Here is a 17,856-nt window from a genome sequence, read left to right on the forward strand (position 1 = left end):
CGAAACGGGGGTACGACCTGATGCTCGACTGCACGTTCGCCATCGACCCGGTGACCTGGGACAACGTCGACGCCGTCCGCCTGCGTGCCGCCCAGCGCACCGAGCTGGACGCCCGCTACGGCACCGACGACCACGAGCCCGGCGCGCTCCCGACCGCCGAGACCATGGCCGTGTTCCTCGTCGCGCGCGACGCCTCCGGAACGGCGCTCGGGTGCGGCGGGCTGCGGCTGCTCGGGCCGGGGTCCGGCGAGGTCAAGCGCATGTACGTCGACCCGGCGGCCCGCGGCACCGGCGTCGCGACCGCCCTGCTGCGCGCGCTCGAAGACCACGCGCGGGAGCTCGGCATCGCCCGGCTGCTGCTGGAGACCGGCACCGGGCAGCCCGACGCCATCCGCTTCTACCAGCGCGAAGGCTACGAACCGATCGAGGCCTACGGGCCCTACGTCGGCGAGCCGCTCTCGCGGTGTTTCGCGCGCGACCTGTGATCGGTTTTCCGATGGGCGGCCCACGTCGAGCTATTGGTGGCCGGGGGTGCGCCGCCCCTACCGTCGAAGGCACGGAGATCCCGACCACGACGGAGTTCCCTTGCGCATCAAGCAGATCGGCGTCGCGCTGACCGCGGCCGCCACCCTCGTCCTCCCCGCCGCGCCCGCCCAGGCGACCACGCGGATCGTCCCGCTCGACCTCGCCGCCGGGCAGCAGCCGGAAAACATCGCGCTCGAACCCGACGGCTCCGCGGACCTCACCTTCGCCTACACCGGCGAAATCGGCCGCGTCACGCCCGGCGGACGGGTCAGCGTCATCGCCCGCTTCCCCGTGCCCGACGACGGCGACATCCCCGTGGTGCACAAGAAACTGTTCCTCGGGGGCATCGTGCGGGCCCCCGGCGGCGACCTGTACGTCGCCGTTTCCACCGGCACGGCGGCGACCGGCCTCTACCGCGTGCGCCCCGGCGGTACCCCGGTCAAGGTGGCTTCCCTGCCCCCGTCCGGGTTCCAGAACGGCGTCGCGCGCGATCCCGCCAGCGGTGACCTGTTCGTCGCCGACTCGTTCGGCTCGGTCGTCCGGCGCGTCTCGCCGCGCACCGGGCAGGTCACCGACTGGGCCACCGGCGACCTGCTCGCCCCGGTGAGCGGCTTCGGCGCCAACGGCGTGAAAGTCCACGACGGCGCGGTCTGGGTGTCCAACCTGGACCGCGGCACGCTCGTGCGGTTCCCGCTGAACGGGGCACCGGGCCGGGTCGTCGTCAGCGGACTCGGACCGGTCGACGACTTCGCCTTCCGCGGCGCTACCGTCGTCGCGGCGATCAACCAGGAGAACCGGGTCGTCGTGGCCGGCCGCGACGGCGTCCGCACCATCCTGTCCACTTCGGACGGTCTGGCCAACCCCACCGCGATCGCCGTGCGCGGCGGCGAACTGTACGTCACGGACAGTGCGTACTTCGGTGGCACGCCGAACCTCCTGCGGGTGCGCTGAAAGGTCCATTCGGCACGTGCATCCGCACGCGAGTCGTGCACGGGATGTCAAGATCCGCCGATCCGGTTGCCGTGCAGCGCGTTCCGCCGGTAAGTTGGCGACGCGCGCTGCACGGCGGAAACGGGGAGGTGACCGCCGGAGGAAGCGCTTTCCGGACGGTAGGGGTCACCGCCGGAGTGCAGGAGGGAAGTAGTGCCTTGGTGTTGCGGGGAACGGTCATGGCCGAACGCGTGACCGATCCGTACCTGGTCGATCTCGAGGCCATCGCGGGCGAGCTGCAGCGCGGCAAGTGGTGCGTCTACCTGCACGAATGGCTCGGCGACGACCACGACCTCCCCGGTTGGCGCGCCCAGGTGGCCGCCGAGGCCGAGCGGTCCGGCGTCGAGGTGTGCTTCGTCGAAATCCCGCGCAAGGACATGACGCTGGTGGCCAACGTCCGCGCGCTGCCCAGCTTCGAGCAGGTCACCGAGTCCGTGGCGGCGCTGGAACACTACCGGGGGCTGGCCGCCGGCCGCGGGTGGCGGGGCGCGGCCACCCGCCGGCAGGCGCCCCGGAGCTGACCGGCCGCGTGCTGCTGCGCGGCCAGGAAGTGCGTGGTCTCGATCGTGGCCTCGTAAAGCGCGCGGTAGTGCCGGTAGAACTCCCCGTACCGCGCGCCGGCCCCCGGATCCGGCACGACCGTCTCGGCGATCGGGTTCACGCGGGCGAAATCCAGCTCGACGCCGGTGGCCTCGGCCGCCAGCACCGCGTCGCCCAACGCGGCCCCGATCGTCTCGGCCGGGATCTGCTGCGGCAGCCCGGTGACGTCGGAGACGATGCGCGTCCACAGCCCGCCCGTGGTCCCGCCGCCGACCGCGACCAGCCGCCCGGCCGCACCGCCCGCGACGGCCATCGCTTCCAGGTTGTGGCGCACGCCGTACGCCGTGCCTTCGAGGGCCGCGCGGTAGATCTCCGCGCGGCCGTGCCCGGTCGTCAGCCCGGCCAGCACCCCGCGCGCGGCCGGGTCGAACAACGGCGTCCGCTCCCCCGCGAAGTAGGGAAGCAGCAGGAGCCCGCGGCTGCCCGCCGGCACCGAAGCGGCCTCGGCCGTCAGCTCCGCGTACGAACCGCCGACCAGGTCCCGCAGCCAGCCGGTGACCGCGCCGGACGTCGCCATGCCCGCGGCGAGCGTGAAACTGCCCGGGTCGACGCCGCGGGTGCTCCACAAACCGGAGTGCGGGCGCGGTTCGGCGAGCACTTGGACCAGGAAGAGCGTGCTGCCGTACATGATCATGACGTCACCCGGCTCGCGGACGCCGGCGCTGACCGCCTCGGCCCACGCGTCGACCGTCCCGGCCGTCACCGGCAACCCCGCGGGCAGCCCGGTCGCCGCGGCCGCGGCCGGGGTGACCTCGCCCGCGATCTCCGTCGGCCACCGCAGTTCCGGCAGCGGCAGCCCGGGTGCGACGCGCTCGGCCCAGTCCGCCGCCCAGCCGCCGGCGGCGAGGTCGTACATCGGCGTGCACTGGCTGGCCGAGTGGTGGTCCAGGACGTACCGGCCGGTCAGCCGGTGCACCAGGAACGAGCTCGCCATCAGGAGTTTCTCCGTGCGCGCGTAGACGTCCGGCTCGTGCCGCGCCAGCCAGCGCAGCTTCGGCCCCACCGCCTGGCTGGTCAACGGCGAACCGCCGCGCGCCAGGATCGCGTCCGCGCCCAGTTCTTCGTTCAGTGCCGCGATTTCCTCGCCGGCGCGGGTGTCGACGCCGTAGAGGATCGCCGGCCGCACCGGCTCACCCGCCGCGGACGCCGGGAGCAGGCACGGCCCGATGCCGCTCACCCCGAGCCCGGCCAGCGGACGCCCGCCGGCGGCGCGCAGCAGCTCCGCGACGATCGCGGTGAAGTCCGCCCACCAGACGGTTTCGGCGTCGTGCTCGAACCAGCCGGGGCGCGGCGTCGACACGGCGTGCTCGCGGACGGCCCGGGCGAGCACCGCGCCACCGGGGTCCAGCAGTACGCCTTTCGAGCCCGCCGTGCCGATGTCGACGCCGAGCAGCAGTCCCGTCACCGGCGCCACGCTATGGTGTGCCGGAAACCCCGTCAAACGACGAGCGGATGAGGACGCGGTGGCGACGATCGCGGACGTGGCGGCGCTGGCCGGGGTCTCGACCGCGACCGTGTCGCGGGCGCTCAACGGCAAGTCCACTGTGGACCCGGTGCTCGCCGGACGCGTGGCGTGGGCGGTGGCGCAGCTCGGCTACACGCCGAACGGACTGGCCCGCGGCCTGCGCCGCCGCGAGACCGCGGTGCTGGCGCTGATCATCTCCGACGTCGAAAACCCGTTCTTCACGGCGATCGCGCGCGGGGCCGAGGACACCGCGCAGGCCGCCGGGTTTTCGGTGATGCTCTGCAACTCCGACGAAAACGTCGCGAAGGAACGTCGCTACGTCGAAGTCGCGGCGCAGGAACGGCTCGCGGGCGTGATCCTGTCGCCGACGACACCCGACAGCGACGTCGGGCCGCTGCGCACGCACCGGACGCCGATCGTGACGGTCGACCGGCGGCTCGCTTCGGCCGACTGCGACGCGGTCCTCGTCAATTCCCGCGAGTCGGCCGCCGAAGCCGTGCGGCACCTGACCGGCCGGGGCTACCGCCGGATCGGCTGCGTCGCCGGCCCGCCCGGCATCACCACCGCGGACGCGCGGCTCGCGGGCTACCGCGACGGGCTCCGCGCGGCCCGCCGCGAACACTCCGCGAACCTGGTGCACCGCTGCGGATTCCGCGAAGCCGGCGGCCGGGAAGCCGCGACCCGGTTGCTGACGGCACCCGATCCGCCGGACGCGCTCCTCGTCTCCGGCAGCCCGATGACGGTCGGCGTGCTGCAGGTGCTGGCGGAACTGGGCCTGCGCCCGGGCCGCGACGTCGGGATCGTCTCGTTCGACGAAGTGCCGTGGGCCACGCTGATCACGCCGTCGCTGACGGTCGTCGCCCAACCGGCCTACGCGATGGGACAACGGGCGGCCCGGCTGCTCCTCGACCGCATCGCCGACGGCGGCGCCCGCCCGGCGACCACGACGACGCTGGCGGCGCAGCTGATCGTCCGCGGCAGCTCGGCCCGCTTGATCTGTCCACAATAGACACCAAGGGCCGGTTCACCTGGGAAGCTGGCGCGATCACCGGATCGGTGATTTCCTGGAGCCGGGCAAACACTGTCGGTGAGGGGAAGGGCTGGCAATGTCGGGGGTAGTGAAGCGGCTGCTGACGGCCGCGGCGGCAACGGCGGTACTGGGGAGCCTGTTCGCGGCGCCCGCTTCGGCGGCGGAATCCGTGGCCTGGAAGCCGTGCGCGGACGCGCCGGACGTCGACTGCGGCACGGTCACCGTGCCGATCGACTGGGGGCACCCGGACCGCGGCACCACGAGCATCGCGCTCGCGCGGCGCAAGGCCACGGATCCGCAGGCCCGGATCGGCTCGATCCTGATGGACCCGGGCGGTCCCGGCGGCGCGGGTGCGGGTGAGGTCAAGGCCGGCTGGACCCTGTCGGCCGAGATCACCAAGCGGTTCGACACCGTCGGGTTCGACCCGCGCGGCGTCGGCGACAGCACGCAGATCAAGTGCGGGCTCGACGAGATCATCGCCGACCACCCGGAGGTACCGGCGAACCAGGCGGAGTTCGAGCAGCTCGCGCAGTACAACCGGAAGCTCGGCGAAAGCTGCGGCCGGCTCACCGGGCCGCTGGCGCGGTTCGGCGACACCAAGAGCGTCGCGCGGGACATGGACGCCATCCGCGCCGCGCTCGGCGAGCGGAAGCTGACGTACTACGGCGTTTCGTACGGCACGCTGATGGGCCAGCAGTACGCGGAACTGTTCCCGGACAAGGTCCGCGCGCTCGTCCTCGACAGCAACATGGACCACTCGCAGTACACCGCGTGGGACTTCCTGAACAGCGAAACGCAGTCCGTGCAAGCGGAGTTCGGCGAGTTCGCCGCCTGGTGCGCCCGGACGGCGAGCTGCGCGCTGCACGGCCAGAACGTTTCGAAGGTGACCAGGGACCTGCAGGACAAGGCCGCGCGCGGCGAGCTGAAGGACCCGCAGAGCGAGGAGCCGGTCACCCCGCTGGACCTCGCGGCGATCATCCAGGGCAGCTTCTACGGCCCCAGCTGGGATCGGCTCGCGACCGTGCTCAAGTCGTTCAAGGACGGCACCCCGCCGGCCGCGTCGGCGCGGCTGCGTGACGACGTCCCGATCAACAACGTCTTCCAGAGCGTGTTCTGCGATGACTGGCGCCTGCCGGTGCACAACTTCGCCGAACTCGAGACCTACCGCCGGGCCGCCGCGGCGCTCGCACCCGACGTCAAGGTCAACTCGCTGGGCTGGACCGCCGTCACCGGCTGCATCGGCTGGCCGGAGCGGGCGAGCAACCCGCAGCACCCGCTGCAGGTCCACGGCGCGCCGCCGCTGCTGATGGTCAGCAGCCGCCACGATCCGGCGACGCCGTACGCGTGGTCGCAGACCGCCGCCCGGCAGAGCGGCAGCACACTGCTCACCTACGACGGCTGGGGCCACGGCGCGTACTTCAAGAACAGCCAGTGCGTCACCAAGGCCACCGACGACTACCTGATCACCGGCAAGCTGCCGGCCAAGGGCACGCACTGCGCCGCGGTCGAGCCGGGTACGCCCGAGGCGCGGGTCGCCGGGCCGAAGGCACCGTCGACGATCGCCTTCTGACGCCTACCGCCGCGTGGCCGGAACCGGCGGAATCGGTTCCGGCCACGCACCGGTGCGCGGAAGGAGCCGAAGATGCTGTGCCGTCGAGTACCAATCCCGACGGCAGTCACGGCGGAACCTGGTGCGTCGTGCAGATCGGCTGCGGACCGTGTCCGCCTGCTTTCGGCCGGATTGGTACTTCGTCGATTCTTCGCCGTCACGGCGGCGGTCCTGGCGGCGAGCACGCTGCTCACGGCCCCGGCGGAGGCCCGGTCCCACGGTGGGTACCTCGCCCTGGGTGATTCGGTCGCGTTCGGTTACCGGCCCGACGCCGACGCGGACTACCTCGACGCGGCCAACTTCCGCGGCTACGCGGAGAAGTACGCGGCCGCGCGCGGGCTGAAGCTCGCCAATGCGTCCTGCCCGGGTGAGACGACGGGGAGCATGCTGGACGTCGCCGCGCCGAGCAACGGCTGCGAGAACGCCTACCGCCTGGCCTTTCCCTTGCACGTCGCCTATCCCGGCAGCCAGATCGGCTACGCCGTGCAGTACCTGAAGACGCACCGGGACACCCGGCTCGTCACGCTGACCGTCGGCGCCAACGACCTGTTCCGCTGCCGCGACACCACGCCCGACCACTGCACCGGCGCCACGTTCGACGCCGCGCTCAAGCAGGTCGGGGCGAACCTCGCGACCATCCTCGGCGCGGTGCGCGCGCAGTACCGCGGCGAGCTCGTGCTCGTGTCGTACTACTCGCTCGACTACCGCGATCCGGCGCAGGTCGCGCAGGTGAAGGCGATCAACGCGACGCTGGCCCAGGTGACCCGGCACCACCGCGGCACCGTCGCCGACGGGTTCACCGCGTTCCGGCTGGCTTCCCTGCGCGCCGGTGGCGACCCGTGCGCCGCGGGGTTGCTCGTGAAGCTGCCGTCCGGCGGGTGCGACGTCCACCCGAGCGCGGCGGGCCACCGCGCCCTCGCCGCGGCGCTGGCCGTGGCGGTCGCGTTCCGGTAGGTCAGCCCCGGCGGAAACCGCGGCGCAGCACCTGCCACCAGCCACCGCTCTTCACCGCGGGGAGGTCCGCGGCCACGCCGGTGCGGCGGCGCATCCGGTACGCCAGTTCCAGCACCTCGAGGTCCTCCGGGCGGCGCCTGCCGTGGACGTCCGAGCGGAGCATCAGCTCGCCCACCGAGACGGGTCTGCCACTGCCGCGGTGCGCCGTGCGCGCCATCAGGAACCTCCGCTTGACTGCTGCCGAATGAGCGCCCTGATTCTATGAATTTGATTCGGGTTCGTCACCTTACTGGTGAGTTGTGTCCGGTGGACTAGCCTGATTCCATGATCACCACCGGGGGACTCACCGAAAGCGACCGCGCGACCTGGGAAAACCTGTTCGCCGGCTACAACACGTTCTACGGCAGGACACTCCCGGCCGAGCGGGTGGACCGGGCGTGGCGCGAGTTCGCGACCGGCGAGCGCATGCACGCCCTCGGCGCGCGGCTCGACGGCGAACTCGTCGGCATCGTCCACTTCTTCACCCACGTCAGCACCACTTCGGACGACGTCTGCTACCTGCAGGACCTGTTCACCGACACGAAAGCCCGCGGGCATGGCGTCGGCCGGGCGCTCATCGAAGCCGTCGCCGGCTGGGCACGGGCGAAGGGGTGCGTCCGCGTCTACTGGCACACGCAGACGTCGAACACGACCGCCCGGCGGCTCTACGACCAGGTCGCCGTCGACAAGGGATTCATGCAGTACCAGATCCCGCTGGACGCCTAGCGCCGGTGCCGGCCACCGCACTCGTGGTGCCCGCCGCCGCGGTGGCGTCCGGTGTGGATCGCTTGCCGCTCCGGAGCCGGGGCCCGGCCGCGCGACCAGACCGGCACGTCCGGGATTTCGTGCCGCACCGGCGCGGCGTGCCGCGGTTTCGGTTTCGCCTTCTCGACGATCTTGACCGCACGGGCGAGGGTTCCGCGGTGTCCCGGCGAAATTCCGGAATCCGGGTTCGCCGAAGCCGCCTCCGGGGAAGTCGCGGCGGGATTCGCGGGTGAAACCACGGATTCCGCACCCGGCCGCGCGGCCGGCACCACGACGTCGGCGGGCAACGGGATCAGCGCGATCGGCGGCGGTTCGAGGCCCACCGGGGGCCAGGACCCGCCCGCGCCCCGCTGCACCGGCATCGACACCGCCGCGCCGACCCCGCCGGTCAGCGCCAGCGCCCCGGCGACCACCGAGAACACCCGCAGCCGGGCGAGCGAACGCAAGACCTGCGGTTTCTCCCGGTGCCGGGCCCGCGCCCCGTCGGGTTGCTCGCGCGGCGCGGTGGTCCGGACCAGCAGCTCGGCGACGGTGACGTGCTCCCGTCGCGGCGCCCTACGTGCCATTGAACCCTCCACCTCGGGCCGACCGGACCGCGGCGGCGCGTCCGGTCGGGCCCGATCATAGGAATGGTCAACCGCCGTGTAAAGGCTTGCTCACCCTGGGTTTCAGGCGAACCGGCCGCCACCGTCCACATGCAGCACCGTGCCCGTGACGAACGGGTTCAGGAGCAAGTGGAGGGTCGCCGCCGACACGTCTTCGACGGTGCCCACCCGGCGTGCCGGGTTCGCTTCCGCCGTCCGCCGGAACAACGCGTCCTTCGCGTCCCCGAGGCGATCCCACGCGCCCGAGTCCACGATGCCCGGCGAGACGGCGTTGACCCGGATCGGCGCCAGGTCGACCGCGAGCGCGGCCGCGAGGAAGGCCACCGCGCCGTTCGTCGTGGCCATGACGGTCCGTTCCGGCGCCGGCCGCCAGGCGGCGACGCCGGAGAACAGCACCGCGGCTCCGCCCTCGCGGAACCGCGGGGCGAAGTGCTTGGCCAGCAGCAGCGGCCCGACCACCTTCGCGTCGAACGCCCGGGTGACCGCGTCCCGCTCCAGCGTCGTGACCGGGCCGTTCGCCGGCGCCGACGCGAGCGCGACCAGGTAGTCGACTTCGCCGGCCTCTTCGGCAAGCGCTTTCAGCGACGATTCTTCGGTCAGGTCCGCGAATGCGGTGCGCACCCCGGATTCGGCGAACCGCGCCGGGTTCCGCCCGGCGACCGTGACTTCGGCACCCGCGTCGCGCGCGTCCACCGCGATCCGCCGGGCGATTCCCGAACCGCCACCGACGACCACCAGGCGCTTTCCTTCGAACGACATTTCCGTGCTCCTTCCGTCTCGCACACGTCGTTCAGCGCTCACGGCCCCGCGGACAATCCCGTCTTGATCTCGATGTTTTCGAGGGTTGCGATAAAATCGGCGAATGCCTACCTTGCGCGCGCTGGAGTGCCTGGTCGCCGTCCTGGACGCGGGGTCGATCACCGAAGCGGCCGCGCGGCTGCACCTCTCGCAACCCGCGCTGTCCCACCAGATCGGCGCGCTCGAACGCGAACTGGGCGCGCCGGTGCTCGAACGGCTGCCGCGCGGGGTGCGGCCGACCGCCACCGGGCGGGCGGTCCTGGCCGACGCGCGAGCGGCGCTCGCCGCCGCCGAACGGGTGGTCCGGACCGGGCGCGCGGTGGCCGCCGGCGGCGCGGGCACCCTGCGGATCGCGTGCGCGGAGAGCATGACCGCCGGTCTGCTCGCCCCGGTGCTGCGGGCCTGGCACCGCCACCGCCCGGACGTGCTGATCACGTTGACCGAAACGACGAGCGCGGACGCGCTGGTCAGGGCGCTGGAATCGGGCGAAGCGGACGTCGCCGCCGGGCCGCGGCCGAGCCGCTGGACCGGGCCGGTCGAGGTGGTCGGGCGCGAGGAGGTCGTCGTGGCGCTGGCCGCGGACCACCCGCTCGCCGCGCGAACGGCGCTCGCGATGACCGACCTCGCCGGGCTGCCGGTGGTGCACTACCACCCGGACAACGGACTCGGCGGCTGGCTCGACGAGGAAGCGGCGCGCCGCGGCGCCGTGCTGGAGGCGGTGATGCGGACGAAACAAGCGGCCACGGCGGCTCAGCTCGCGGCGGCGGGGCTCGGTCTGGCCCTGGTCCCGACGACCGCGCTCTCCCGGACCTTCGCCGGTGCGCTGCGGCGGCTGAAGCCGGCGCTGCACCGCGAAGTCGTGGTGTTCGCCGCGACGCCTTCGGATTCGCTCGTCCGGCGGTTTTCCTCGGACGTGGCACAGCGCGGGATCACCGTGCCCGGCGCACTGCTCGGCAAACTGTCCTCGGCGACCCGTTAAGTCCTGGTGAATGTGACAGATTCCCTACTAAGGTTTTGTGCCATCAGGACGAACTTCTCCGCGACGGCCGGATTTCGCTGTGCCATTCGCCAAAGTTCGCTCCCATCGGATAGCTTGCTCCTACCGGTCAGTACCGGTGGGTGGGGCCGATCGGGTGAGGCGATCAGCGAAGATCGAGGGAAGCGGGGACGACCATGCCGAAGCACCGGCCACGTCGCAAGAGCTCGCGGGCGGTACGCCGCACCGCGGCCGCGCTCGCGGGCGGCGCGCTCGTCGTGCTGCCGACGCTGACCACCGGCCTGCCCGCGCCCGTCGTGGTCGCCGACGCCGGCAACGCCCTGCCGGACCAGGCCGCGCCGCTGCAGCAGCCCACCATCGTCATGCCGCCGATCGCCGTCGACGGCAGCCTGCCCCAGCCCCCGCTGCCCACGCCGCTGGTCGTGCCCGGCGGGCGCGCCGGCTCCGCGGGCATCTCCGGGCCGCTCGGCATCCCGGGCAGCATGCTCAAGGCGTACCAGAACGCCGCCGACATCCTGGCCAAGGAGCAGCCGAACTGCCACCTGGACTGGGCGCTGATCGCGAGCATCGGCCGGATCGAGTCGAACCACGCCCGCGGCGGGTACGTCAACGCCAAGGGCGACACCCTCGAACCGATCCTCGGCCCGGTGCTCAACGGTGCCGGCGCGTTCGCCGCGATCCCGGACACCGACGGCGGCAAGTACGACGGCGACGCCGTGTGGGATCGCGCGGTCGGCCCGACGCAGTTCATCCCGTCGACGTGGCGCGGCTACGCCTCCGACGGCAACGGCGACGGCGTTTCGAACCCGAACAACGTCTACGACGAGGCCTTGGCCACCGCGCGCTACCTGTGCTCGGGCGGGCTGGACCTCTCGACCGACGCGGGGCAGCGCATCGCCGTGCGCCGCTACAACAACTCGCAGTCCTATGTGGACACGGTGATGGCGTGGGCGTCGGCCTACCGCGGCGGGGTGGCCCAGCTGCCCGACAGCCAGGTGCCGATCGGCGCGCCCGACGCCCCGGACGCCGCCGCGGCCGGTGCCCCGGTCGGGGTCCCGGCCCCGCCCGCGCCGCCGGTGACCGCCCAGCCGCCGGGCTCGCTGCCGGGCACGTCGACGCCGCCGGGCAGCACCACGCCGACGTCGCCGACCAGCCCGACCAGCCCGACCACCAAGCCGACGACCCCGACCACGGACCCGTCGACGCCGCCGCCGTCCACCAGCACGCCGCCGCCGTCGACGACGGCCGCCACCACCCCGCCGCCGGAGACGCCTTCGAGCACCAACCCGGCCGACGCTCCGGCGACCCCGACCGAAACCACCTCGACCACCCCGGCCGGGTGAGCCCGGTGGAGCCGTTCCTGGTGCACATCCGCTGCGACACCGACGGTTACACCCACGCCGTCACCGAAGACGAGTTCGCGACGGGACGGCACGACGGGCGGTTCCGGGCGGTGTGCGGGCACCTGGTGCTGGCGGCGCCGATGATCGAGGCACCCGGCCGGTTCGACCCGGTCTGCCGCGACCTGCTGCGCGGCGGCTCGGCGGTCGAAGTGCCCCGCCAGGAGCGACGCCGGCTGCGGTGGCGCAGCCGGCGCTAGCCGACCAGCGCCTCGATGCCGTCGAGCATGCGGTTCAGGCCGAACTCGTACGCCTTTTCGCCCTGCGCTTCGGCGCTCTGGTCGAAGCCGCCGCCGAGCCAGATCCGGTTCATCGCCGGGTGCGCGTCGACCACGAAGTAGTCCTCCCAGAAGGAAGACCGCTGGTGCCACCAGGCTTCGGTCGACTGGCCGGTGCTGCGTTCGAGGCTGGTGTTCTCCGCGCCGAGCGCGGCGTTCGCGTCGACGTACGTGCCGATCGCGTTGGCCGCGGCGACCGCCTGCCGCGGCGCCAGCCCCAGCGCGTCCACAATGGACAGCAGGTACTCCTGCCCGGCCAGCTGCCCGGGCCCGAGCGGCGGCCGGACCCGCGAAACCTCGCACAGCCACGGGTGGGCGCGGTAAGCCGCCCTGGTCCGTTCGGCGTAGAGCGCCACCTGTTCGCGCCAGTCCCCGGACCGCGGTTCGCCCGGGCCCGGCAGCCGGCGCTCGACGAGCACGTCGTCGACCATCAGGTCCACCAGCTCGGCCTTGCCGGGCACGTAGGTGTAGAGCGTCATCGTGCCGGCGCCGAGCTCCTTCGCGACCCGGTGCATCGACGCGGCGGCCAGCCCGTCGGCGTCCGCGACCCCGATCGCGGCGGCGACGATCCGCTCGACCGTCAGCGTCGGCTTGCGGCCCCTGGTCGGTTCGGAAGTGCCACCGCGGGCGCGCCAGAGCAGCGCGAGCGTGCGGTCGACGGCATCGGCGCCACTGCGTTCGACGGTCATGCGGTCCCCTCGCTCCTTCCCCGGAGATTACCCTGGACGGCGGACGAGGGGGGTGCGGCGATGACCCGGCGCAAGCCGACGAAAGTCTCTTTCCGCTGGTGGGTCGACCGGCAGATCGCCGAAGCCCGCGACCGCGGCGAGTTCGACGACCTCCCGGGCACCGGCCGCCCGCTGCCGAAACCGACCGGCAACGACGCGGCGACCGACTGGGTGCTGCGCGAGGTCCGCAGGGGCGGTCACGACACGAAGGCGTTGCTGCCGCCGGCGCTGGCGCTCAAACGCGAAGTCCAGGACCTGCCGGAGACGCTCGCCGCCGAGCGCACCGAAGCGCGCGTGCGGGAGGTCGTGACCGACCTCAACGAGCGGATCCGGCAGGCCTACCTCAACCACCACACGGGACCCCCGCTGACGGTGGCGCTGGTGGACGTCGAGGAAGCGGTCCGGGACTGGCGCCGCTCACGAACCGCGTCGTAGCAGCGCACGCTCGGCCGCGGTCCACGCCGTCGTCGTGAGCAGGTAGAGGCCCGCCGCCTGGGGCAGGACCAGGGTTGCGAGCACCGTTCCGTACGGCAGCAGGCGCAGGAGCTTGCCGCCCGGGACGCCCGGGACGCCCGGGACGTCCGGTGTCTCGGAGCGGTGGCGGTCCTGCCAGCGGACCGAACACCACGCCACGACCGCCAGCCCCGCCGCGATGACGAACACCAGCGGGCTGCCGGCCAGGCCGTGCGCGCCCAGCGGCGTCCCGAACAGTGTCGCGCCGAGCAGGGAATTGGGCTCGCCGCCGATCGCCGGGGTGGTGAAGAGCCGGTACATGACCGTGAAGAACGGCAGCTGCAGCAGCATCGGCAGGCAGCCGACGAACAACGACGTCCCGGACTCCTGCTGCAGCTTCGTCATCTCCGCGGCCAGCTTGTCGCGGTCGCCGCCGTGTTTCTCCTTCAGAGCCCGCAGCTCCGGCAGCAGAGTGGCCCGGGCGCGCTCGCCGCGGGCAGCCGAACGGGCGAGCGGGTGCAGCAGGAGCCGCACGGCGAGGGTGAACACGACGATGGCCAGCGCCGTCGAAAGCGGGCCGGTGAGGGCGTGGATCAGGTGGTACGCGCCGGAAACGGGCACGTCGAGAAAGCCGAACATGGGCAGCACTCCGCGTGAGTGAAAGGAATGGGGACAGGCGGAATGGCTGCGTGCCGAACCTACGCAGCCGTGCTGCGGTGCCCGGGTGCTCGTGGCCTGCTGCGGCCGGCTCTTCCCGGATCGCGGAGGCGGATCGACTCGGCGCGGCGGGCCCGGCGGCGCAACGCCGTGACGCGGCTGCGCACCGGCGCCGACCACAGCGCGACTTCGCTGCGGTGCGTGCTGCCGGCCAGCAGCACGACCAGGAGGCTCGCGGCGGCGAGGGAGGCGAAGGCGACCAGCGCGGTCGGGCCGGTCAAGGCGGGGAACGCCAGCTCGAGCAGCGTGTTCACGGCCGTCCCCCTTCCTCCGCCTCCCAGGGTAGCGAAAACGCTAACAGCCCGATGGGCTGTAACCTGGTTCGATGAGAGGGCAACTCGTCGTCGTGCCGATCCTGGCCATGCTGCTGCTGTACGGCGTGCCGTGGTGGACGCTCGTGCTGGCGCCGGAATGGGGCCTGGCGGGCACGATCGCCGGCACCGTCGTGCTGGCGGCCGGCCTGGTCACGATGCCGATCGCCATGTTCCGCGGGCACTCCAAGCGCCAGAGCGACGCCTCCGCGCGCCTCGGCGACTCCCTGCTCGCCGTGATCTGGGTGCTGTTCAGCTGGTGCATCCTGAGCCTCGTCCTGCGGGTCGCGCTGCTCGGCGTCGAAGACCCGCTGCGGTCGCGGATCGTCGCGGGCGCGACCGTGCTGGTGGCCGCCGTCCTGCTCGTGCACGGCAACCGCGTCGCCATGCGCGTGCCGCCGGTGAAGCGGACGGACGTCGTCGTCCCGCGCCTCGGGCCGGGGCTCGACGGCCTGCGCGTCGCCGTGCTGACCGACACCCACTTCGGCCCGATCGACCGCACGAAGTGGTCGGAGCAGGTCGTCGCGGCGGTCAACGCCCTGCAGGCCGACGTCGTCTGCCACGCCGGCGACCTCGCCGACGGCGCGGTGGCCAAGCGCCGCAAGCAGGTCGACCCGCTCGGCGGCGTCGAGGCCGCGCTCGGGCGCTTCTACATCACCGGCAACCACGAGTACTTCGGCGAAGCCCAGGCGTGGCTCGACCACATGGAAGGGCTCGGCTGGGACACGCTGCACAACCGCTCGACCCTGCTGGAGCGCGGCGGCGACCGGATCCTGTTCGCCGGCATCGACGACCCGACCGGCACCTCCTCGGGCCTCCCCGGCCACGGCCCCGACCTGGCCGCGGCGCTGGCCGACCGGCCCGAAGGCGTCCCGGTGGTGCTGCTCGCACACCAGCCGAAGCAGGTCCGCGAGGCCCGCGAGGCCGACGTCGACCTGCAGATCTCGGGCCACACGCACGGCGGGCAGATCTGGCCGTTCCACCTCCTGGTGCGCCTCGACCAGCCGACGCTGTCCGGCCTGACCCGGCACGGCCCGACCCAGCTGTACAACAGCCGCGGCACCGGGTTCTGGGGTCCGCCGTTCCGCGTCTTCGCGCCCAGCGAGATCACGCTCCTCACCCTGCGCTCCGCCTGAGCCGAATCTCGGCCGCAGCCGATCCGAACCGGTGTCACCGACAACTTTTTTTGTCTTGACAGTTCGAATGATCGGCTGTCAGGCTGTCCGCATGACCACGACCACGCTTCCCACCCGCGTCTCCACGCCCACCCGCACACTGCTGACCTGCGGAATCCTCGCCGGACCGGTCTTCGTCGGCACCGGCGTGCTCCAGGGCCTGACCCGCGCCGGCTTCGACTTCACGCGGCACCCGGCGAGCATCCTGGCCAACGGCTCGCTCGGCTTCGTCCAGGTCGCGAACTTCCTCGTCACCGGCCTCCTCACCCTCGCGGCCGCGGCGGGCCTCCGGCGCGTCCTGCCCGGGAGGTGGGGGCCGAGACTGCTGGCGGTGTACGGCGTCAGCCTGCACTGCGCCGGCGTCTTCCGCGCCGACCCGCAGGACGGCTTCCCGCTGGGCACGCCGGCCGGCCCGCCGTCGTCGGTGAGCTGGCACGGCGTCCTGCACTTCGCCTGCGGCGGCGTCGGTTTCGCCGCGCTGGTCGCCGCGTGCTTCGCGATCGGCTCGCACCTGCCGCCCGCACGGGCGTGGTACTCGCGGATCACCGGCCTGCTGTTCCTCGTAGGCTTCGGCGGCGTAGCGTCCGGCTCGGCGAGCCCGGCCGTCACCCTCGGTTTCTGGGCGGCCGTGGTGCTCGCCTGGGCCTGGCTCGCCACGACGTCCGCCCACCTGATGCCGCGAGGAGAGTCCCGATGACCACGACGATTTCCGCCGACGGCACCAAGATCGCGTACACGCGCTCCGGCACCGGCCCCGCGCTCGTGCTGGTCGACGGCGCGATGTGCTACCGCGGCTCGTCCCCGAACGACGCGCTGGCGAAGGAGCTCTCCGCGCGCTTCACGGTGTACACGTACGACCGCCGCGGCCGGGGCGAAAGCACCGACACGGGCCCGTACGCGATCGAGCGCGAGGTCGAGGACATCGAGGCCCTGCTGAAGGAAGCGGGCGGTGAAGCGTTCCTGTTCGGCATCTCGTCGGGCGCGGCACTGGCCCTCGAAGCGGCTCGCACCCTGCCGGTCCCGAAGCTGGCGCTGTACGAACCCCCGTTCGTGGTGGACGCCACCCGCCCCCGCGTCCCGGCCGACTACCCGGCCCGCCTCGACGCGGCTCTAGCCGAAGGCAAGCGCGGCAAGGCGGTCAAGATGTTCATGACCGAGGGCGTCGGCCTGGGCCGCGCGACGGTGGCGATGATGCGCGTGATGCCGTTCTGGCCGAAGCTGAAGAAGGTGGCCCACACGATCCCGTACGACACGGCAGTGGTGGGCGACCGCCAGTCGGGCGAGCCCCTGACGCCGTCGTGGCCGGAGGTGACGATCCCGACGCTGACGATCGACGGCGACCGCAGCCCCGAGTGGATGCGGCACGGGGTGTCGTCGCTGGCGAGGGTGCTGCCGTCGGCGGAGTACGCGACCCTGCCGGGCCAGACGCACATCGTGAAGGCGACGGCACTGGCCCCGGTGCTGACGAAGTTCTTCCTGGGCTAGGGAGCGATCGCGCTCCACGCCACGAAGCCGGGACCCGGGTCGGCGAGGAACTCCTCGACGATCGGCGCCAGCTCGCGGGTCGGCACGTACTCCGCGCCGAAGAGCAGCTCGCCGGGGCCGAGCGACGAGAGCGACGACTTGAGCGCCCCGACCTGCTGGTCGTGCCACACGTAGAAGGTCGACGGCGTACCGGAGCGCCGGCCGAGGGCCCGCACCACAGCTTCGAACACGGCGACGACCTGCTCGACCGTCAGGCCGGCCCGCTGCTCCGCGGACGCGCCGAGGTGCCACGTGTTCTGCCGCGACTCGGCGAGCGGGTCCGACGGCTCGACCAGGTACTCCTCGGTGGCCGGCTCGGCGATGGAATTCAGCAGCACGAACCCATTCTGTCCGGGAGGATCCACCCCATGCGCATCCGGATCCTGGACGCCGACATCACCACCCTCGAGGTGGACGTCGTCGTCAACGCCGCCAACTCCTCGCTGCTCGGCGGGGGCGGGGTCGACGGGGCCATCCACCGCAAGGGCGGCCCCGAGATCCTCGCCGCGTGCCGGAGCTGCGGGCCGGGCACTACGGGAAAGGGCTGAAGACCGGCCAAGCCGTCGCCACCACCGCGGGGAACCTGCCGGCCGAGTGGGTCGTGCACACCGTCGGTCCCGTCTGGTCGGCCACCGAAGACCGGTCCGGGCTGCTCGCCGACTGCCACCGCAACGCCCTGAAAGTCGCGAAGGAGTTGGGCGCCGGGACCGTCGCCTTCCCGGCCATCTCCACCGGCAGCTACCGCTGGCCCCTCGACTCGGCCGCCGAGATCGCGCTCGCCACCGTCAGCCAGGCCGACCCCGGCGGGATCGAGGAGGTCGTCTTCGCCCTCCGCGGCGAACACGCGATGCGGGCCTTCGAGGCTCGTCACAACCCCCTTGCCTGAACGATCA

General features: G+C 72.7%; 22 protein-coding genes and 1 pseudogene. 15 read left to right on the forward strand and 8 right to left on the reverse strand.

Annotation, left to right across the window (positions count from 1 at the left end; all coding sequences use genetic code 11):
- Positions 1 to 20: 20 nt before the first annotated feature.
- The 3 genes from ACLJQM_RS16745 (at position 21) to ACLJQM_RS16755 (ending at position 2,036) form a co-directional block, all read left to right on the forward strand.
- Entirely contained in the window at positions 21 to 485 is a 465-nt protein-coding gene (locus ACLJQM_RS16745) for a GNAT family N-acetyltransferase (RefSeq protein WP_410631961.1), read from the forward strand.
- Positions 486 to 585: 100 nt separating this feature from the next.
- Entirely contained in the window at positions 586 to 1,476 is an 891-nt protein-coding gene (locus tag ACLJQM_RS16750) for a hypothetical protein (protein WP_410631962.1), read from the forward strand.
- A 218-nt stretch (positions 1,477 to 1,694) separates the two neighbouring features.
- Positions 1,695 to 2,036: a hypothetical protein gene (locus ACLJQM_RS16755; RefSeq protein WP_247019335.1), complete on the forward strand. Its 342-nt coding sequence runs from the start codon at positions 1,695 to 1,697 to the stop codon at positions 2,034 to 2,036.
- On the opposite strand, the gene ACLJQM_RS16760 is transcribed toward ACLJQM_RS16755, so the two are convergent.
- Entirely contained in the window at positions 1,967 to 3,520 is a 1,554-nt protein-coding gene (locus tag ACLJQM_RS16760) for an FGGY-family carbohydrate kinase (protein ID WP_410631963.1), read from the reverse strand. The genes ACLJQM_RS16755 and ACLJQM_RS16760 overlap by 70 nt on opposite strands.
- Positions 3,521 to 3,578: 58 nt before the next feature.
- Here ACLJQM_RS16760 and ACLJQM_RS16765 point away from each other — a divergent pair, with 58 nt between their 5' ends.
- From ACLJQM_RS16765 to ACLJQM_RS16775, 3 genes are all read left to right on the forward strand, one after another.
- The gene (locus ACLJQM_RS16765) at positions 3,579 to 4,589 is read left to right on the forward strand and encodes a LacI family DNA-binding transcriptional regulator (protein ID WP_410631965.1); all 1,011 of its coding nucleotides are present in this window, start codon (positions 3,579 to 3,581) and stop codon (positions 4,587 to 4,589) included.
- 97 nt (positions 4,590 to 4,686) lie between these two features.
- Positions 4,687 to 6,180, forward strand: a complete 1,494-nt coding sequence (locus tag ACLJQM_RS16770) for an alpha/beta hydrolase (RefSeq protein WP_410631966.1) — start codon at positions 4,687 to 4,689, stop codon at positions 6,178 to 6,180.
- A gap of 171 nt (positions 6,181 to 6,351) precedes the next feature.
- Positions 6,352 to 7,173: an SGNH/GDSL hydrolase family protein gene (locus ACLJQM_RS16775; RefSeq protein ID WP_410631967.1), complete on the forward strand. Its 822-nt coding sequence runs from the start codon at positions 6,352 to 6,354 to the stop codon at positions 7,171 to 7,173.
- A 1-nt stretch (position 7,174) separates the two neighbouring features.
- Here the strand turns inward: ACLJQM_RS16775 and ACLJQM_RS16780 are convergent, their stop codons facing one another.
- The gene (locus ACLJQM_RS16780; protein WP_410631968.1) at positions 7,175 to 7,390 is read right to left on the reverse strand and encodes a hypothetical protein; all 216 of its coding nucleotides are present in this window, start codon (positions 7,388 to 7,390) and stop codon (positions 7,175 to 7,177) included.
- Positions 7,391 to 7,497: 107 nt separating this feature from the next.
- Between ACLJQM_RS16780 and ACLJQM_RS16785 the strand changes: the two genes are divergently transcribed.
- Positions 7,498 to 7,938: a GNAT family N-acetyltransferase gene (locus ACLJQM_RS16785; RefSeq protein ID WP_247019329.1), complete on the forward strand. Its 441-nt coding sequence runs from the start codon at positions 7,498 to 7,500 to the stop codon at positions 7,936 to 7,938.
- On the opposite strand, the gene ACLJQM_RS16790 is transcribed toward ACLJQM_RS16785, so the two are convergent.
- Positions 7,935 to 8,543 (reverse strand): hypothetical protein, encoded by a 609-nt coding sequence (locus tag ACLJQM_RS16790; protein ID WP_410631969.1) that lies wholly within the window; start codon positions 8,541 to 8,543, stop codon positions 7,935 to 7,937. The two genes, ACLJQM_RS16785 and ACLJQM_RS16790, sit on opposite strands and share 4 nt — an antisense overlap.
- Positions 8,544 to 8,645: 102 nt before the next feature.
- The gene (locus ACLJQM_RS16795) at positions 8,646 to 9,341 is read right to left on the reverse strand and encodes an SDR family oxidoreductase (RefSeq protein ID WP_360765681.1); all 696 of its coding nucleotides are present in this window, start codon (positions 9,339 to 9,341) and stop codon (positions 8,646 to 8,648) included.
- 103 nt (positions 9,342 to 9,444) lie between these two features.
- On the opposite strand from ACLJQM_RS16795, the gene ACLJQM_RS16800 reads away from it, so the two are divergent.
- The 3 genes from ACLJQM_RS16800 (at position 9,445) to ACLJQM_RS16810 (ending at position 11,977) form a co-directional block, all read left to right on the forward strand.
- Entirely contained in the window at positions 9,445 to 10,359 is a 915-nt protein-coding gene (locus tag ACLJQM_RS16800; RefSeq protein WP_410631970.1) for a LysR family transcriptional regulator, read from the forward strand.
- Positions 10,360 to 10,553: 194 nt separating this feature from the next.
- A complete protein-coding gene (locus ACLJQM_RS16805; RefSeq protein ID WP_410631971.1) occupies positions 10,554 to 11,720 on the forward strand; it encodes a lytic transglycosylase domain-containing protein in 1,167 nt (388 codons plus the stop codon).
- Entirely contained in the window at positions 11,717 to 11,977 is a 261-nt protein-coding gene (locus tag ACLJQM_RS16810; RefSeq protein ID WP_410631972.1) for a hypothetical protein, read from the forward strand. The genes ACLJQM_RS16805 and ACLJQM_RS16810 overlap by 4 nt, the downstream gene beginning before the upstream one ends.
- On the opposite strand, the gene ACLJQM_RS16815 is transcribed toward ACLJQM_RS16810, so the two are convergent.
- Positions 11,974 to 12,744 (reverse strand): TetR/AcrR family transcriptional regulator, encoded by a 771-nt coding sequence (locus ACLJQM_RS16815; RefSeq protein ID WP_247019317.1) that lies wholly within the window; start codon positions 12,742 to 12,744, stop codon positions 11,974 to 11,976. The genes ACLJQM_RS16810 and ACLJQM_RS16815 overlap by 4 nt on opposite strands.
- 60 nt (positions 12,745 to 12,804) lie before the next feature.
- Between ACLJQM_RS16815 and ACLJQM_RS16820 the strand changes: the two genes are divergently transcribed.
- Positions 12,805 to 13,218: a DUF1992 domain-containing protein gene (locus ACLJQM_RS16820; RefSeq protein ID WP_360765670.1), complete on the forward strand. Its 414-nt coding sequence runs from the start codon at positions 12,805 to 12,807 to the stop codon at positions 13,216 to 13,218.
- Here the strand turns inward: ACLJQM_RS16820 and ACLJQM_RS16825 are convergent.
- The gene (locus tag ACLJQM_RS16825; protein WP_410631973.1) at positions 13,201 to 13,875 is read right to left on the reverse strand and encodes a YidC/Oxa1 family membrane protein insertase; all 675 of its coding nucleotides are present in this window, start codon (positions 13,873 to 13,875) and stop codon (positions 13,201 to 13,203) included. The genes ACLJQM_RS16820 and ACLJQM_RS16825 overlap by 18 nt on opposite strands.
- A gap of 59 nt (positions 13,876 to 13,934) precedes the next feature.
- Positions 13,935 to 14,207 carry a DUF6412 domain-containing protein gene (locus ACLJQM_RS16830; protein ID WP_360765665.1) on the reverse strand — a complete coding sequence of 91 codons (273 nt, stop codon included), beginning with the start codon at positions 14,205 to 14,207 and terminating at the stop codon, positions 13,935 to 13,937.
- A 71-nt stretch (positions 14,208 to 14,278) separates the two neighbouring features.
- On the opposite strand from ACLJQM_RS16830, the gene ACLJQM_RS16835 reads away from it, so the two are divergent.
- The 3 genes from ACLJQM_RS16835 (at position 14,279) to ACLJQM_RS16845 (ending at position 16,924) form a co-directional block, all read left to right on the forward strand.
- Positions 14,279 to 15,400 (forward strand): metallophosphoesterase, encoded by a 1,122-nt coding sequence (locus ACLJQM_RS16835; RefSeq protein WP_360765662.1) that lies wholly within the window; start codon positions 14,279 to 14,281, stop codon positions 15,398 to 15,400.
- A gap of 91 nt (positions 15,401 to 15,491) precedes the next feature.
- Complete coding sequence (locus ACLJQM_RS16840; RefSeq protein WP_410631974.1) at positions 15,492 to 16,136, forward strand: DUF998 domain-containing protein; 645 nt, start codon at positions 15,492 to 15,494, stop codon at positions 16,134 to 16,136.
- Positions 16,133 to 16,924: an alpha/beta fold hydrolase gene (locus tag ACLJQM_RS16845; protein ID WP_360765656.1), complete on the forward strand. Its 792-nt coding sequence runs from the start codon at positions 16,133 to 16,135 to the stop codon at positions 16,922 to 16,924. The genes ACLJQM_RS16840 and ACLJQM_RS16845 overlap by 4 nt, the downstream gene beginning before the upstream one ends.
- Here the strand turns inward: ACLJQM_RS16845 and ACLJQM_RS16850 are convergent.
- Positions 16,921 to 17,301 carry a hypothetical protein gene (locus tag ACLJQM_RS16850; RefSeq protein ID WP_410631976.1) on the reverse strand — a complete coding sequence of 127 codons (381 nt, stop codon included), beginning with the start codon at positions 17,299 to 17,301 and terminating at the stop codon, positions 16,921 to 16,923. The genes ACLJQM_RS16845 and ACLJQM_RS16850 overlap by 4 nt on opposite strands.
- A 30-nt stretch (positions 17,302 to 17,331) precedes the next feature.
- Here ACLJQM_RS16850 and ACLJQM_RS16855 point away from each other — a divergent pair.
- A pseudogene (locus ACLJQM_RS16855) lies at positions 17,332 to 17,849 on the forward strand (O-acetyl-ADP-ribose deacetylase).
- Positions 17,850 to 17,856 lie beyond the last annotated feature (7 nt).

It is taken from the genome of Amycolatopsis sp. cmx-4-83 (genome assembly GCF_046548815.1).
Classification (GTDB): domain Bacteria; phylum Actinomycetota; class Actinomycetes; order Mycobacteriales; family Pseudonocardiaceae; genus Amycolatopsis; species Amycolatopsis pretoriensis_A.

Excerpts from the sequence above, each read along its gene's own strand:
- ACLJQM_RS16845 (WP_360765656.1), top strand. The coding sequence starts at position 16,133 with ATGACCACGACGATTTCCGCCGACGGCACCAAGATCGCGTACACGCGC.
- ACLJQM_RS16815 (WP_247019317.1), bottom strand. The coding sequence starts at position 12,744 with ATGACCGTCGAACGCAGTGGCGCCGATGCCGTCGACCGCACGCTCGCG.
- ACLJQM_RS16790 (WP_410631969.1), bottom strand. The coding sequence starts at position 8,543 with ATGGCACGTAGGGCGCCGCGACGGGAGCACGTCACCGTCGCCGAGCTG.
- ACLJQM_RS16835 (WP_360765662.1), top strand. The coding sequence starts at position 14,279 with ATGAGAGGGCAACTCGTCGTCGTGCCGATCCTGGCCATGCTGCTGCTG.
- ACLJQM_RS16800 (WP_410631970.1), top strand. The coding sequence starts at position 9,445 with ATGCCTACCTTGCGCGCGCTGGAGTGCCTGGTCGCCGTCCTGGACGCG.
- ACLJQM_RS16780 (WP_410631968.1), bottom strand. The coding sequence starts at position 7,390 with ATGGCGCGCACGGCGCACCGCGGCAGTGGCAGACCCGTCTCGGTGGGC.
- ACLJQM_RS16820 (WP_360765670.1), top strand. The coding sequence starts at position 12,805 with ATGACCCGGCGCAAGCCGACGAAAGTCTCTTTCCGCTGGTGGGTCGAC.
- ACLJQM_RS16770 (WP_410631966.1), top strand. The coding sequence starts at position 4,687 with ATGTCGGGGGTAGTGAAGCGGCTGCTGACGGCCGCGGCGGCAACGGCG.
- ACLJQM_RS16805 (WP_410631971.1), top strand. The coding sequence starts at position 10,554 with ATGCCGAAGCACCGGCCACGTCGCAAGAGCTCGCGGGCGGTACGCCGC.
- ACLJQM_RS16745 (WP_410631961.1), top strand. The coding sequence starts at position 21 with ATGCTCGACTGCACGTTCGCCATCGACCCGGTGACCTGGGACAACGTC.
- ACLJQM_RS16825 (WP_410631973.1), bottom strand. The coding sequence starts at position 13,875 with ATGTTCGGCTTTCTCGACGTGCCCGTTTCCGGCGCGTACCACCTGATC.
- ACLJQM_RS16785 (WP_247019329.1), top strand. The coding sequence starts at position 7,498 with ATGATCACCACCGGGGGACTCACCGAAAGCGACCGCGCGACCTGGGAA.
- ACLJQM_RS16755 (WP_247019335.1), top strand. The coding sequence starts at position 1,695 with ATGGCCGAACGCGTGACCGATCCGTACCTGGTCGATCTCGAGGCCATC.
- ACLJQM_RS16840 (WP_410631974.1), top strand. The coding sequence starts at position 15,492 with ATGACCACGACCACGCTTCCCACCCGCGTCTCCACGCCCACCCGCACA.
- ACLJQM_RS16795 (WP_360765681.1), bottom strand. The coding sequence starts at position 9,341 with ATGTCGTTCGAAGGAAAGCGCCTGGTGGTCGTCGGTGGCGGTTCGGGA.